This is a genomic window from Bacillus sp. FSL R5-0712 (assembly GCF_038593285.1).
GTDB lineage: Bacteria > Bacillota > Bacilli > Bacillales > Bacillaceae > Bacillus > Bacillus safensis.
Window position 1 is genome coordinate 887595 of record NZ_CP151981.1, and the last position, 13365, is coordinate 900959.

At 41.2% G+C, this 13365-nt stretch carries 18 protein-coding genes; 11 read left to right on the forward strand and 7 right to left on the reverse strand.

Translation table 11 applies throughout. The features are described 5' to 3' along the window. The first annotated feature begins 88 nt into the window (after positions 1-88). From NSU11_RS04205 to NSU11_RS04215, 3 genes are read left to right on the forward strand one after another with little or no spacing between them, the layout of a single operon-like run. On the forward strand, positions 89-1114 hold the full coding sequence (locus NSU11_RS04205) for a zinc-binding alcohol dehydrogenase family protein (RefSeq protein ID WP_212052908.1): 1026 nt from the start codon (positions 89-91) through the stop codon (positions 1112-1114). Then, positions 1111-1638 (forward strand): YfiT family bacillithiol transferase, encoded by a 528-nt coding sequence (locus NSU11_RS04210; RefSeq protein WP_025093479.1) that lies wholly within the window; start codon positions 1111-1113, stop codon positions 1636-1638. Before NSU11_RS04205 ends, NSU11_RS04210 begins: the two co-directional genes overlap by 4 nt. 12 nt (positions 1639-1650) lie before the next feature. After that, positions 1651-1932 (forward strand): hypothetical protein, encoded by a 282-nt coding sequence (locus NSU11_RS04215; RefSeq protein WP_125587471.1) that lies wholly within the window; start codon positions 1651-1653, stop codon positions 1930-1932. Positions 1933-1954: 22 nt separating this feature from the next. Here the strand turns inward: NSU11_RS04215 and NSU11_RS04220 are convergent, their stop codons facing one another. Continuing rightward, positions 1955-2434, reverse strand: coding sequence for a MarR family transcriptional regulator (locus NSU11_RS04220; RefSeq protein ID WP_024425228.1), 480 nt, complete (start codon positions 2432-2434; stop codon positions 1955-1957). A 168-nt stretch (positions 2435-2602) separates the two neighbouring features. On the opposite strand from NSU11_RS04220, the gene mprF reads away from it, so the two are divergent. From mprF to NSU11_RS04235, 3 genes are all read left to right on the forward strand, one after another. After that, on the forward strand, positions 2603-5173 hold the full coding sequence (mprF, locus tag NSU11_RS04225) for a bifunctional lysylphosphatidylglycerol flippase/synthetase MprF (RefSeq protein WP_025093478.1): 2571 nt from the start codon (positions 2603-2605) through the stop codon (positions 5171-5173). A 92-nt stretch (positions 5174-5265) separates the two neighbouring features. After that, positions 5266-5814 carry a thioredoxin family protein gene (locus NSU11_RS04230; protein ID WP_024425227.1) on the forward strand — a complete coding sequence of 183 codons (549 nt, stop codon included), beginning with the start codon at positions 5266-5268 and terminating at the stop codon, positions 5812-5814. Positions 5815-6147: 333 nt separating this feature from the next. Continuing rightward, positions 6148-6615 (forward strand): DUF393 domain-containing protein, encoded by a 468-nt coding sequence (locus NSU11_RS04235; protein WP_024425226.1) that lies wholly within the window; start codon positions 6148-6150, stop codon positions 6613-6615. Between the two features lie 36 nt (positions 6616-6651). Here NSU11_RS04235 and NSU11_RS04240 read toward each other — a convergent pair whose 3' ends face one another. Beyond that, entirely contained in the window at positions 6652-7908 is a 1257-nt protein-coding gene (locus tag NSU11_RS04240; RefSeq protein ID WP_024425225.1) for a transcriptional regulator, read from the reverse strand. A gap of 274 nt (positions 7909-8182) precedes the next feature. On the opposite strand from NSU11_RS04240, the gene NSU11_RS04245 reads away from it, so the two are divergent. Continuing rightward, complete coding sequence (locus NSU11_RS04245; protein ID WP_197202913.1) at positions 8183-8770, forward strand: nitroreductase; 588 nt, start codon at positions 8183-8185, stop codon at positions 8768-8770. A 38-nt stretch (positions 8771-8808) separates the two neighbouring features. On the opposite strand, the gene NSU11_RS04250 is transcribed toward NSU11_RS04245, so the two are convergent. The 3 genes from NSU11_RS04250 to NSU11_RS04260 all read right to left on the reverse strand — a co-directional run bounded on the left by NSU11_RS04250 (position 8809) and on the right by NSU11_RS04260 (position 10085). After that, positions 8809-8964, reverse strand: a complete 156-nt coding sequence (locus tag NSU11_RS04250; RefSeq protein WP_024425223.1) for a YfhD family protein — start codon at positions 8962-8964, stop codon at positions 8809-8811. Positions 8965-9025: 61 nt separating this feature from the next. Then, the gene (locus tag NSU11_RS04255) at positions 9026-9136 is read right to left on the reverse strand and encodes a YfhE family protein (RefSeq protein WP_017358836.1); all 111 of its coding nucleotides are present in this window, start codon (positions 9134-9136) and stop codon (positions 9026-9028) included. Between the two features lie 52 nt (positions 9137-9188). Continuing rightward, positions 9189-10085 carry a TIGR01777 family oxidoreductase gene (locus NSU11_RS04260; protein WP_171464081.1) on the reverse strand — a complete coding sequence of 299 codons (897 nt, stop codon included), beginning with the start codon at positions 10083-10085 and terminating at the stop codon, positions 9189-9191. A 94-nt stretch (positions 10086-10179) separates the two neighbouring features. On the opposite strand from NSU11_RS04260, the gene recX reads away from it, so the two are divergent. Both recX and NSU11_RS04270 read left to right on the forward strand, forming a co-directional pair. Further along, complete coding sequence (recX, locus tag NSU11_RS04265) at positions 10180-10971, forward strand: recombination regulator RecX (protein ID WP_024425221.1); 792 nt, start codon at positions 10180-10182, stop codon at positions 10969-10971. A gap of 3 nt (positions 10972-10974) precedes the next feature. Beyond that, the gene (locus NSU11_RS04270; protein ID WP_041087336.1) at positions 10975-11289 is read left to right on the forward strand and encodes a YfhH family protein; all 315 of its coding nucleotides are present in this window, start codon (positions 10975-10977) and stop codon (positions 11287-11289) included. A gap of 23 nt (positions 11290-11312) precedes the next feature. On the opposite strand, the gene NSU11_RS04275 is transcribed toward NSU11_RS04270, so the two are convergent. Next, a complete protein-coding gene (locus tag NSU11_RS04275) occupies positions 11313-11486 on the reverse strand; it encodes a YpzG family protein (protein ID WP_008360604.1) in 174 nt (57 codons plus the stop codon). A 25-nt stretch (positions 11487-11511) separates the two neighbouring features. Then, positions 11512-11661, reverse strand: a complete 150-nt coding sequence (locus NSU11_RS04280; RefSeq protein WP_003217849.1) for a small, acid-soluble spore protein K — start codon at positions 11659-11661, stop codon at positions 11512-11514. Between the two features lie 116 nt (positions 11662-11777). Here NSU11_RS04280 and NSU11_RS04285 point away from each other — a divergent pair, with 116 nt between their 5' ends. Continuing rightward, a complete protein-coding gene (locus NSU11_RS04285; protein WP_024425219.1) occupies positions 11778-12050 on the forward strand; it encodes a YfhJ family protein in 273 nt (90 codons plus the stop codon). Between the two features lie 299 nt (positions 12051-12349). Next, positions 12350-13333 carry a glycosyltransferase family 2 protein gene (locus tag NSU11_RS04290; protein ID WP_024425218.1) on the forward strand — a complete coding sequence of 328 codons (984 nt, stop codon included), beginning with the start codon at positions 12350-12352 and terminating at the stop codon, positions 13331-13333. Positions 13334-13365 lie beyond the last annotated feature (32 nt).

Sequence of the window (13365 nt, forward strand, 5' to 3'; positions counted from 1 at the left end):
GTGCCATCACTCGTTTGATCCAGCCATAAACATCAGAAAATTATGATAAAATGTGGAAAGAAAGAATAGAGAAAGGGAGTGCGAGCGAGTGAAAGCAGTTGGACTATTGGAGTATTTGCCGATTGAGCATGAGCAAAGCCTGATGGATCAGGAGGTCGAAAAGCCTAAGGCGTCTGGCAGAGATGTACTCGTGAAGATAGAGGCTGTTTCAGTGAATCCAGTTGATACAAAGGTGAGATCACCGAAGGATCAGAAGGAAGAAAAACTGAAAATTCTAGGCTATGATGCAAGCGGTACGGTTGTTGAAGTGGGCGAAGCGTGTACATTGTTTCAGCCAGGTGATCACGTATACTACGCGGGAGATATTACGCGTCAAGGATCGAATAGTGAATATCAGCTTGTGGATGAGCGTATTGTGGCGAAAAAGCCTGCCAATCTATCCTTTGCAGAAGCAGCCGCGATGCCCCTTACAACAATTACGGCTTATGAGGCTTTATTTGACCGGATGCATATGAAGCGGAATGCTGAAGGTTCAACCTTGCTGATCATTGGTGGTGCAGGAGGTGTTGGGTCTATCGCCATTCAACTAGCCAAATTAGCGAAGGCAACTGTAATCGCTACCGCATCAAGACCAGAAACAAAAGAGTGGTGTCTGTCATTAGGTGCCGATCATATCATTGATCATCATCAGCCGCTTTTAGCGCAGCTCGAAGAAAAAGGAATCGGCGAAGTGGATTTTATTTTATGCTTAAATGATACAGATGGACATTTCAAAGGCATGGCAGAAGCGATAAAACCGCAAGGCACGATCTGTACCATTGTCGAAAACGAGCACAACCTAGACATTCAATTACTCAAAAATAAAAGTGCGGCATTTGTATGGGAATTCATGTTCACACGCCCTATGTATGAAACAGCGGACATGATCAAACAGCATGAGCTTTTGACAGAGGCGGGTGAGTTATTTGAGCAGGGGAAAATAACGCATACCTTAACAAAGGTTCTCAGTCCGATCAATGCTGCTAACTTAAAGCAGGCACATCAAACGCTTGAGCAAGGAAAGATGATTGGAAAATTTGTACTTGAAGGATTTGAAAGAGGAGAGAGCGTATGACGTCATTACAATATCCGATTGGCTTATATGAACCGGTTGAAACAAAAACGAAAGCACAGCTTGAAGCATGGATTGATGAGCTGGCTGCAATCCCCGAAGAGTATGAAGCGGTGACCGCACCGCTGACAGATGCTCAGCTTGATACACCTTATCGGCCGGGAGGATGGACTGTTCGTCAGCTCATTCACCACGTAGCAGACAGCCATCTAAATGCATACTTACGATTCAAGCTTGCTCTCACAGAAGATACACCGGACATACGTCCATATGATCAGGAGGGATTTGCCTCACTTCCTGACAGCAAGGCGCCCATCAGTTTATCCCTGCCTTTGATCAGCAGTCTGCATCGCAGGTGGGTCACTTTACTGCGGGGAATGTCAGAGGAGGACTTCAACGCTTCTTATTATCACCCTGCCGATCAACAAACGGTGTCCTTATATGATGCAGCAGGAATGTACGTCTGGCATTCAAAGCATCACCTTGCTCATATTACGGAATTAATCAAAAGAAATCAGTGGAATTAAAGGAGTAAACGCATGTCTGGAAGAAGAATTGTCGGTGCCATGTTTATCTGTATGGCGGCATTGTTTTATATAGCGAAATATGCTCTTTTTGAGATACGCTATAGTAACAGCTTAGGCTCAGAAAGAACGATTGAGGAACTTGAACAGCTGATTCCTGGCGGTACGTGGATCAGCATCTTCTTTCTCATCATCGGTTTAGCCTATCTTTTATGGGATGACAGGGAAGTGATTCGTAAAAATCTTTTCACCCCAGATCGACAAGTAGAAGAAACAAAAAAGACGGACAACAAGTGACCGTCTTTTTCCCTTTTCATGTTTAGCCGCGTTCAGGACGCAGTGCTTTTTCTAAGATAGCAAGGCCTTCATTGACTTTTTCTTTTTCCTCGTCATTGAGCCGCTGCAGGGAATTTTTGATTTTTTCGTGTCCTTTTTGATAAATACTTCTGAAAATATTTTTCGCTTCCTCTGTCAGTTCTACGACAATGATTCTCCGGTCACGCTCAGAGTGCTTTCGCACGACAAAGTTAGACTGTTCTAACCGGTCAAGCAGACCTGTCATATTGGACAAAGAAGCGCCCATTTTTTCAGCGATTTCAGATACTTTGAGAGAGCCATGGTTATTGAGCAGCATGAGCACCTTCATTTGAGGCATACTCATATCAAGCTTCATCCATTCAGAAACATCTCCAAGACCTGCAGCTGTGAGCACTTTCATATAAAGAACCCATGTCTTTTTTTCTTCTGGAGATAGAATCTCTTCTTTTAATACGGTGGTGTCATGAATATTATATTCCACGCTTGTTCACTTCCTTTAAGCGGCTCTTTTTCTTTATATTACTGATTTTTACTTCTAATTGAAAGGTTCGTCAAGCTTTTGAATGTTAAACTGCATGAATCAAGTGGTATTTGTTGTATAATAATGTTCAGTTGAAATAATGAAGCAACCTAGAAAGTTGGGAAAAACATGTGGAACAAAAAAACGGGTATGACGATCTTAAAAATGCTTTTTCCGATCGTCATTATTCTTGTCTTGATTTTTGTCGCGAAGCAGGAGCTGAGCGGACTTTCCATTAAAAAGACGTTTTATATTATTGACAGCTTGAACCGAATGGACTTGTTTATTCTTGTCTTTCTTGGACTTGTCGCGGTTTTATCGATGTCCTTATATGATTTTATTTTACGAAAAAGCCTTGATATGCCCATCAGCGGCTGGAAAACGATACGCATTTCCTGGATTGCGAACTCCTTTAACAGTGTTCTTGGATTTGGCGGTCTATCAGGAGCAGGGCTTAGAACGCTTCTCTATAAGGAGTACATAACAGATACGAAAAAATTGCTGAAAGGCATTGCCCTTTTGACTTCCTCTGTCCTTTTGGGCTTATCTATTTTCAGTGATTTGATCTTGGTCAGGGTGCTTCCTGTTGAAAGTATTATCAGCCAGGAGCCGTGGCTATGGGCATTTGTCATTATCTTTGCCTGTATTGTACCGATTTATATCGTCATGGCATCCATTCGAAAAAGCTCGATCGAGAGCGGTGAAAATGGACTGAAGCATCCAATTTACGCTTATATCGGTGCATCGTTTTTAGAATGGCTGGCAGCTGGACTTGTCATGTACATGGCTGTCGTCTCTATGGGGATGAATGTCGATGTCCGAATAGTCTTAGGTGTATTTGCGATTGCGTCAATCGGCGGTTTAATCAGTATGGTTCCGGGCGGATTTGGTTCGTTTGACCTGATCTTTTTACTGAGCATGCAATACATTGGTTTTGATAAAGAGATGGTGCTGACGGCGCTCGTCTTGTACCGCTTCGTGTACTCGATTTTCCCGTTTATCTTAGGGCTTTGTCTAGCTGCTTACGATTTAACGGGAACGACGCTTAGACGTCTTGAAGGCAATCCGAAAATGGCACCTGCCATTGAAACGACGAACGTTTTAATTGTTTTGCACCGTGCTTTATTAATCCGTTTATTGTACGGATCTTTATCGATTTTAACCTTTGGAAGCGGCTTGCTTATCATGGCATCTGTTGTGCTTCCAGTCGATCGATTAGGTGTGATTACCAGCATTCCACGCTTTCTGTTATCAGGATTTAATGGTCTTTCTTTAATGTTCGGAATCATTCTGATGATTTTGTCCATTGAAGTGTATAAAAGAACGAAAAGATCGTATGTGCTGACAATGATCTCTTTAGCAGGCGGTTTTGTGTTTACTTTGTTAAAGGGGTTTAACCTCAGTCTGATTTTTATTTTGCCAGTCATCATGGCTGTGTTTTTCTCTCTTCGAAATCAATTTGTAAAGCAGCAGGCACCTTATTCCTTGTATCAGTTTGTGGCGGCTGCCGCTGGTTATTTATTCGTGCTCTTTAACTATAATGTTATTGGCAACTTTATTTGGACAAAAATCGGGCATTTCTTGAGTAAGGATTACTTGGTGCATAATGAACGGCATATCACGATGACAAGCATGATCGCTCTCATCGGTGTCCCGCTTTTCTTCTTCATTAGTAAACTGATCTTTAATAAGAAAGCATTTCCGATTGGAGAAAAAGCAGATGAGGAAAAACTAAAAACGTTTTTAGAAGAAAAGGGCGGAAATGCCCTCAGTCATCTTGGCTTTTTAGGCGACAAAAAACTATTTTTCTCAAGTGATGGAGAAGCAATGCTTCAGTTTGGGCGAATTGGCCGCTGCGTCATTGTGCTCGGAGATCCATCTGGACGTGAGGCGTCTTATCCGCTTGTACTTGAAGAGTTTTTACAGGAGACAGAAAAAGCCGGCTACCGCGTCGCTTTTTATCAAGTAGAACGAGAAGGGATGGCTCTTTATCATGACTTAGGCTTTCACTTCTTTAAGCTTGGGGAAGAAGCCATGGTCGATTTAGAAACGTTTACTCTGTCAGGTAAGAAAAAATCAAATTTACGAGCTGTGGCGAATAAATTTGAACGAGAAGGCTACACCTTTGAAATGCTGGAACCTCCCTTTTCAAATGAGTTGATCTCAACCTTAAAGCAGATTTCTGACAGCTGGCTCGGAAAGAAAAAAGAAAAAGGATTTTCGCTCGGTTATTTTCAAGAAGACTATCTTCAAAAAGCACCGATTGCGATTCTAAAGGATGAGCAAGGGCAGATCATTTCCTTTGTATCATTGATGCCGATGTATCAAGAAGGGGAGATTTCCATCGATTTAATGCGTCATATGCATGATGCACCGAATGGGATGATGGATGCGCTGTTTATCCACCTGTTTCAATGGGCGAAAGAAAGAGGCTACAAATCGTTTAACATGGGAATGGCACCTTTATCGAATGTGGGGACGTTCCATCAGTCCTTTCTTACGGAGCGTTTGGCGAGTGTTATTTTCAACAATGTCAGATACATGTACAGCTTCAGCGGTTTACGGTCATTTAAACAGAAATATAAGCCTGAATGGCGCGGGAAATATTTAGCGTATAAAAAGAATACGTCACTGCCTGTCACAATGGTACTTGTCACCAAGCTGATCGGGATGGACCCAAATCGAAAGCGCCGTCCATAAACCAAAAGACCTTTACCTTTCACTAGGTGAAGGTTTTTTTAGACAAAAGAATAGCAAAAGTGGTAAAGTTGAAGGGGAAGGGGGATGTTCATATGACATTAAATGAATGGTTTACAAAGGGATTAGCTGAACGTACATATGTACACAACATGGAGAAAAACCGGGAAAATCTGCTCACGGTGTACAACCAGTATGCAATTCATCAAAAAGAAAAAGAGCTGCTTCAAAAGCTGCAAAAGAAAAAGCTCAGAGCACTTGTCATCACAGCGGATTGGTGCGGAGATGCGATGGTCAATGTCCCAATTTTCATGCGTATTGCAAATGAAGCACTCATTGATGCGCGCTATTTCATTCGGGATGAGCATCTAGACCTGATGGATCAGTATTTAACGAACGGGACCGCAAGATCGATTCCGATTATCGTCATCATTGATCAGGATGGGAATGAAGTGGGCAAATGGGGACCTCGCTCAGCAGAAGCGCAGCGCTTTGTCGACGAGAAAAAACCGGATAAAGATGCACCTGATTATGAAGAAGCTTTTCAAGTATTTGCGAAAGAAGCCGCACATCACTATACGACAGACCGCTACTTATGGAAAGATATTGAGAAAGAAATAGTAGAAGTTTTGGCAAAAATATAAACCAAAAGACTACTTCGCCGCAATGGGAAGTAGTCTTTTTTTATCTTGTTTTTGCGTTTTACCTACAAAACCACCGCATAAAGATGTAGAAAACCGCAGAATTCTATCAAATACCGCAGAAAACCGCAAAGCACCACGATTTTCCCAACCACTTTTAGTTGAAAAACCTCATATATGCCATGAAATCAATGATTTTGCCCTTATCCAAAGGCTCATATAACGCACAACGGTTGGCTTTTTCCCAATACAAGAGGCCCAGCAACTATAGTAATCTAGTTGTAATCTCCTTTGAACGAACTAAAAAAATGACGGAAAAGGACAGGCGATCAATTTATGAAAAAAATCATTTATCTCGATCAAGAAAAAAAGAAGCTCGCTGAATCGAAAAAAAGAGAACAGCGTTCCATTAAATCACTGAGGCTGCTTGTGTTTTATGACGGACAAAGCCCTGCATGTGCAAAAACGATTGATGTGTTAAGATCACTCGATTGGAAAAATCGGATTCACTTTGAATCCTTTAGACACTCGCAGCTGCTCAGGCTGAATAAAATCAGTGAAGAGAAGGCGGAAAAACGAATTGTGTCTATTTCCCTAGCCAAAAATCAAAAGAATTCAGGGATTTATACTTGGCTGCGTATGGCCTGCCATATCCCTGCATTATGGGGAACGGTCCCATTCATCGTGCTCAGCATCTGGCTTGGCTTTGGACAGCATGCGTACGATTTCTTTGCAAAAAGACGGTATATTCATTCTGTCAAACGGGTGAACCATCATGACACAGATCAACAAGAGACCATTTAATAAATAGAAAAAGCATGACCTTCGATCGGCAGAAGGTCATGCTTTTTTGTAATAGGGAAGATATACTGTTAAATGATCGAGCAATTTCTTTGTGTAGGACTTATAGGCCTGCTCATCAAGCTCAGCACCTGCATAGGTAAGTAAGGTCCTAAGAGCAAACAAATATTCACTGTGCAGCTCATTGTGTTCAAAGTAAGGAAGGGCTGCTTCGACCAAATAGGTTTTCAAATCAAGAGGGTTTTCCTCAATCATCAATTTATAGATTTTGATCATATATAAACAGTTTGGCTGAATACGAGGCTGTTTTAACAGCTCGTGTATGTAGGGAAGTGCTTTTTTGCGGTCATATTCAGCATATAGTGTCGCAATTTCATATAGCGTTTCACAGTAACGATCTTCTATCTGTTCTTGATTAAAGTAATTGAGTGAATCTAGTAAATAAGGCACAGCTGAAGAGAAATCACCTTCACGTTTTAAGAGCACCCCGTAATAAAAATAAGCGGACATTTTAATATAGGCATCAGGATGAAGGGACGTGTGCAAAATCACTTCCTTTATATATTTCTTCGCAGTTTGATAGGCTTTTAGTTCAAGTGAGATCACGCCGTGAATGAGTGTACAGTGAATAATCCGCTTGAAATTGTTCTTTTGTCTATATAAATCCATCGCTTGATGTGTCGCTTCAAGCGCATCACCCAGCTGTCCCATGTTTCCAAGGGCTTTTGCATAGTGATAATACAAATCACTTTGTTCGACTGAAGCGTAGGAAAAGCAGCTTTCAAGCTTTTTGAGCCCATCTTCAAGCTGACCAATTTTAATTTGATGAATGCCGTCAAGATATTCAAAAATTTCTTTTTCCGTTTCAATAAAGGTTTTTTCGAATTTTTTGAGCACGCGGTGTGTTTTTAAGGCAAGCGGCTGTTTGTCCGTTAATAAATAAAATTGAAATAAAGACAAATGGTACTGAATTCCTAAATCGAGCGAAAAGAACTGCTCCTCGTGCTGAATGATCATTTCTGCATTTTGTTCAGCCTGATCGAGAGCATAGAAATACATATTCATTTGAAACTCATCCAAAAGTGACAGCAGATGACGCGCCTTTTGTGACAGCTTTTCTTGGCTGATGCCAAGCCGTTCAAGCAGCAAATTGATCGTATCTTGATTGGCCTCCTTTGAGCCATTTTCAATTTTACTTAAATGAGAGACAGAACAAATTCCTTCTGCCAATTCAGATTGGGTCATATTTTGTTTATAACGGTAGAGTTTAATGATTTGTCCAATATTGATTTTCATTCCATCCAGAAGCCTCCCTTCCAATCATGGTTGAAAGCCTTTTGACAAAAAAACCAGATCAGACAAAATGGGAATACTTGAAAATCATTTCATCATCTTGGCTTTTTTCTCAAAATTTGTTTAAAACGTAATATGATTGTAACATTACTTGAAAAAGTCAAACAACTATTTAGACGGGGAGGAGGGATACTTGATTTGCAACTGCACGCGATGACGTTTATAATGTGAATGAGAATCAATTTCAATTAAGTTGATTGAAAGGATGACATATCATATGCCAGAAACGAAACAACAAACAGAAGCGTTAACGGTTCGAGACGCTGTCAGATATAGACGATCGATTCGAAAATTCAAAGACATACCGGTGACGATTGAGCAGCTTCAGCCGCTATTAGAGGATGCAGTCTATGCACCGAACCATAAAATCACGGAGCCGTGGCGCTTTTTATATGCGGTGACGGATGAAGCGAAAGCGGCTTTTGTAGAGCGCTTTATTGCTTTCTTTCAGCGCAACAACCCAGATGCAAAAGAAGAAAAAATCAATCAATACAGAGAATACTTTTCTAAGGTTCCAGCGCTTTTACTTGTCGTGCTAAAAGAAGACGAGAACCCTGTCGTGAGAAATGATGATTTTGCCGCCGTCAGCGCACTTATTCAAAATCTTCAGCTGCTTGCGTGGGATCAAGGAATCGGTATGGTATGGAAGAGCGGACGTATTTTATACGACAAAGGCTTTCAACAAGACATGGGATTAAAGGAAAACGAACGGTTTGCTGCGATCCTTCATATAGGTTATCCAGAAGAGGTGCCTGAGGAAAAATCACGCCAGAAAGCATCAAGTCTTCTTACTGAAATCAAATAAAAGAAAAGCAGACCGCTGAATAAGGTCTGCTTTTTTACTTATTGTTTTTTGGCGCGCTGATCGGCCGCTTTCATACGTGCCATTGCTTTTACGTCATTCGGATCTGCAAGTTCTTTGGAAAATTCAACATATTCGCCATCCGTCTCTTGTGCCGCGAGCTCGTGGTTGGATTTTTTGTGTTGGTCTTTTTTCAAAGCCTTTCCCTCCTTTACAAGATCACTTTAGTTATGTGCTTGTTGGAGGGGAATATCCGTCTTATTTGTTTCTTTTTTCTGCTGCTCTTTCCGCTTTTTTGAATTCCTGCTGATACAGGACTTCTTGGGTTTTCTTCAGCTTCGAAGTTGGCTGGTGTTCTTTTTTCTTCATCAAAATCGCCCCCTCATATCATTTCTAATAGGATGGGTGTTTTTGACAACATTTATTCCTTAGAATGCAAAATTGCTTCTTTTAGTTCAGGGTGCAAAAAGTCATAAGAAGAGAGCAGTGCTTTTTTTGGCAGAGCACGCTGACCTTCTAAAACAAGTAATGACATTTCACCAAGGGCCGTTTTGATCACAAAAGATGGCACTTTCAGCCAATGGGGGCGGTGAAGGGCAGAAGCAATGGTTTGTCCAAGCTGTTTCATTTGAACAGGATTCGGTGATGTCACATTGAGCGGGCCTGAGAGGTCGTCATTATGAATCGCATAAGCAATGAGATGTGCCACATCCTCAACATGAATCCATGAAACCCATTGCGAGCCAGAGCCGATTGTCCCGCCGGCAAACAGCTTGTAAGGAAGTGTCATCAGTGGCAGTGTCCCTTTTTCGCCTAACACGACGCCAAAGCGGGTGTAGACCGTACGAATGCCGAGTGCTTCAATCTTTTGTCCCTCAGCTTCCCAAAGTTTTGATGTATGACTTAAGAAATCAGTATCTGTAGGATGTGATTCCTCCGTAAAATCTCCTGTTTGAGATGTGCCATAAATTCCGACAGCACTTGCTTGAATCAGCACAGATGGCTTTGATTCCTGCGCTTCTATAATGCGTCTTACCTCTTGTGTTGATTTGAGACGGCTGGAGAGGATGCCTTCTTTTGCCTTGTCTGTCCAGCGTGTAAAAATGGATTTTCCAGCAAGGTTAATCCATACATCGATGGCAGGCAATTCATGCTCAGGTGCAGCACCTTCAGTCAGCCACTGCACATAATGTAAATGATTTTGTTCGGATTCCTTTGGATTTCTTGTTAAAATATATAGATGATGTCCCTCAGCAGCGAGCACTTTTGTGACATGCTGGCCGATAAAACCGGTTCCTCCGGTAATGGCGATATTCAATTGACATCTCTCCTCTCATATACATACCTATATCTTTCACGATTTTGAATCAGAAGAAACATCCTGACTGTTTTGGAAAAGGAGTGATCACAGGATGCCCTATATTACAAAAATTTCTGCTCAGAAAAACAATACCGAGCGGGTCAACATCTTTCTTGATGAAAAATACGCCTTTAGCGTTGATTTAGATGTGCTCGTCCAGCATGATTTGAAAAAAGGAAAAGAGCTGGACGAAGCAGATATCATTGAGATTCAATTCGGTGATTCAGTGAAAAAAGGATTTCAGCAGGCCGTTGATTATTTATCCTACCGCATGAGATCAGTGAAAGAAGTCACCGATTATTTAACGAAAAAAGAAATCCCTGCACCTGCTATTAGTGAAATTATACACAAATTGAAGCATTATAAGTATGTAAATGATCTTGAATTTGCAGAAGCCTATGTCAGCACCCACCGAAAAACGAACAGTAAAGGACCGTCCGTCCTAAAAAAAGAATTGAAGCTCAAGGGGATAGACGATGAAACGATTGAACAGGCGCTATCCCAATACCCTGATGACTTACAGCTGGAGGAAGCTGTAAAGCAGGTTCTCAAGCTTGTCAAAAAAGAAAAAAATCGTTCTGCAAAAGAGATCGAGCAGCGCATCAAGCTGCAGCTGCAGCGAAAGGGATTTTCGTTTGAGATCATTGATAAAGCCCTTCAAGAAGCCTATGATGGACAAGAAGAGGAAAAGGAAGAAGAAGCCCTCCTTTATATGCTGGAGAAGGCAAAACGCAAGGTAGGGTATGACGGATCATTTGAAAAGAAGATGAAAGTGAAGCAATTTTTGTTCAGAAAAGGCTTTGATCTCGATACAATTGATCACGTTTTAGACAAAGGGGAATGACAGATGGAAAAACGCTATAGTGAGATGACAGAATACGAATTGAAGCAGGAGATTGCCGCCCTTTCTGAAAAAGCTCGAAAGGCTGAGCAGCTTGGCATTGTGAATGAATACGCAGTTTTAGAACGGAAAATCGATATGGCAAAAGCCTATTTATTAGATCCAGCTTCGATTCAAACGAAAACAACTTATCAAATTAAAGACACAGAAGAAGAGTTTTATGTAGAATATTTAAATGGCGTTTTTGCGTGGGGATACAGAGTATCGGCTCCAAATAAAGAAGATGCCCTGCCGATTTCAATGCTGACGCAAAAGGACTGATCCCAAGTGATCAGTCCTTTTCTTTACTTAGAACGCTGTTTACGGACGTTGTTCTGAAGTACGATGTCGTGCTGCGTTTGCTGCGTTTCTCCGTTGACCTGAGAGGCAGAATGCTTTGCATTTGCCCATGGTTGAGGGTAAGCGGTTGTCCTTAATTGAACAAAGTCTGCCATATACGATTTCCCATTTGAACTCATATCTCAAGCACTCCCTTTGGAAAAATTAGCGTTTCCCTGATGCCCTCATACGTTCCTGTGGACGTGTATTCGTTTCACCATTCGGCCGTTTAGACGCATAAGCATCTGTAGCGCCTGGTTCGCCTTCAAACTTGTGATTTACCTGATTTGGAAAGCCTTTTGCTTTATTACGCATATCGATTCCCTCCAAACAATACAAATCATTTGCGTCTTTTGAAGACGTAAGGGTAGTATATGAAAAAAGAAGTTTTTTTAAAAAGGCACTTTCTGCTAGATGAAGGAGGAACAAGCATGGAACAATACTTTGAGCGACTAACAGAACAACTTATGGAAAAAAACAATATGCTGACATATGACGAAGCACGTACATGGGTAGAGCTGCTTTGGAGTGATTTTGAAACGACCTATGCAAAGGCTGGCCGCAAGTATAAAGGACAGGAAACAACAGAACGAATTGTCCAAGAGTGGATCGAGAGCTACGGCGCGCAGCTGCATTTATTTCAAAATAAACAATCAAAGGCAAACGAGCATCTGCAACAAAACAATCGAGGGCTGCTTCATTAAAAGGTTGCCCTTTTACTTCCATTCATCTTTTTCAATAATAAGGAAAATATACAAACGAACAAATAACTTTATGAAACAATACCCAGTCTGTGATCGAAATTACAGGCTTTTTACAATGATTAAACTTAAAATTACATTAAATTCATCCTGCTGAAAATCACTGGAAATAAAACTCTGATATAATGAAACGATTGAAGAGACATGTAATTTATGGATAATAAAAAAGGGTTTCGTTTTCTGACAAAAAAGGAATAATGAACATATCAGACTATGTGAAAAAAGTGAAGAGAAGGTGCGATATGGAACGGGAACTGCTCTCTGTTATAATTCCTTCTTACAATGAAGGTGAAAACATCAGACGAATCTTTGAGGCACTCGAGGAAGAGTTTCGCGATTTTCATTATGACTTTGAAATCATCTTTGTAAATGATGGAAGCAAAGACAACACGCTTCAATACATGAGAGAGCTCTCTCGCAAAAGTGCAAAGGTTAAATATATTTCCTTTTCGCGTAACTTTGGAAAGGAAGCCGCTATTTTGGCAGGTCTTGAACATGCAAAAGGAGCAGCTGCGATTATTATGGACGCCGATCTGCAGCACCCGACGTATTTAATTCAGGACTTTGTCAGAGGGTATGAAGAAGGCTATCATCAAGTCATTGCCAAACGGAATCGTAAAGGTGACAGCAAGCTGCGCTCTTACCTGTCATCCATGTACTATAAGGTGATGAACAAGGTAGTAGAAGTGGACTTGCGTGATGGCGTCGGGGATTTCCGTTTAATTTCACGCCAAGCCATCGATGCACTTCTCCAGCTGAAAGAGGGAAATCGTTTTTCGAAAGGGCTTTTTTGCTGGATTGGGTTTGAAGAAAAGGTCATCTATTATGAAAATGTAGAAAGACAGCATGGTGATACAAAATGGTCACTGAAGAAATTATTTAACTATGGCATTGATGGCGTCATTTCCTTTAACAACCGCCCGCTGCGAATTTGTTTTTATACTGGCATACTGATCTTATTTCTCTCATTGATTTACATCGTGGCCACCTTTATTCAAATCGTCAGAACGGGCATTATGGTGCCGGGTTATTTTACTTTAATATCGGCTGTGCTGTTCCTCGGAGGTGTCCAGCTTTTGAGTCTAGGCGTGATTGGAGAATATATTGGCCGTATTTATTATGAAACGAAAAAGAGGCCGCATTATTTAATCCAGGAATCAAATGTGATGGAACAAGAGACAAGCTCAAAGGAACAAGACCGAGTGTTAACACAGTTATTTAAATAACGTGGAGTCAAATAACCGGCAAGCACGAATCG

Coding starts and splice junctions, on each gene's coding strand:
- NSU11_RS04210 (WP_025093479.1), top strand. CDS start 1,111: ATGACGTCATTACAATATCCGATTGGCTTATATGAACCGGTTGAAACA.
- NSU11_RS04215 (WP_125587471.1), top strand. CDS start 1,651: ATGTCTGGAAGAAGAATTGTCGGTGCCATGTTTATCTGTATGGCGGCA.
- mprF (WP_025093478.1), top strand. CDS start 2,603: ATGTGGAACAAAAAAACGGGTATGACGATCTTAAAAATGCTTTTTCCG.
- NSU11_RS04230 (WP_024425227.1), top strand. CDS start 5,266: ATGACATTAAATGAATGGTTTACAAAGGGATTAGCTGAACGTACATAT.
- NSU11_RS04235 (WP_024425226.1), top strand. CDS start 6,148: ATGAAAAAAATCATTTATCTCGATCAAGAAAAAAAGAAGCTCGCTGAA.
- NSU11_RS04240 (WP_024425225.1), bottom strand. CDS start 7,908: ATGAAAATCAATATTGGACAAATCATTAAACTCTACCGTTATAAACAA.
- NSU11_RS04245 (WP_197202913.1), top strand. CDS start 8,183: ATGCCAGAAACGAAACAACAAACAGAAGCGTTAACGGTTCGAGACGCT.
- NSU11_RS04255 (WP_017358836.1), bottom strand. CDS start 9,136: ATGAAGAAAAAAGAACACCAGCCAACTTCGAAGCTGAAGAAAACCCAA.
- recX (WP_024425221.1), top strand. CDS start 10,180: ATGCCCTATATTACAAAAATTTCTGCTCAGAAAAACAATACCGAGCGG.
- NSU11_RS04270 (WP_041087336.1), top strand. CDS start 10,975: ATGGAAAAACGCTATAGTGAGATGACAGAATACGAATTGAAGCAGGAG.
- NSU11_RS04275 (WP_008360604.1), bottom strand. CDS start 11,486: ATGAGTTCAAATGGGAAATCGTATATGGCAGACTTTGTTCAATTAAGG.
- NSU11_RS04280 (WP_003217849.1), bottom strand. CDS start 11,661: ATGCGTAATAAAGCAAAAGGCTTTCCAAATCAGGTAAATCACAAGTTT.
- NSU11_RS04285 (WP_024425219.1), top strand. CDS start 11,778: ATGGAACAATACTTTGAGCGACTAACAGAACAACTTATGGAAAAAAAC.
- NSU11_RS04290 (WP_024425218.1), top strand. CDS start 12,350: ATGGAACGGGAACTGCTCTCTGTTATAATTCCTTCTTACAATGAAGGT.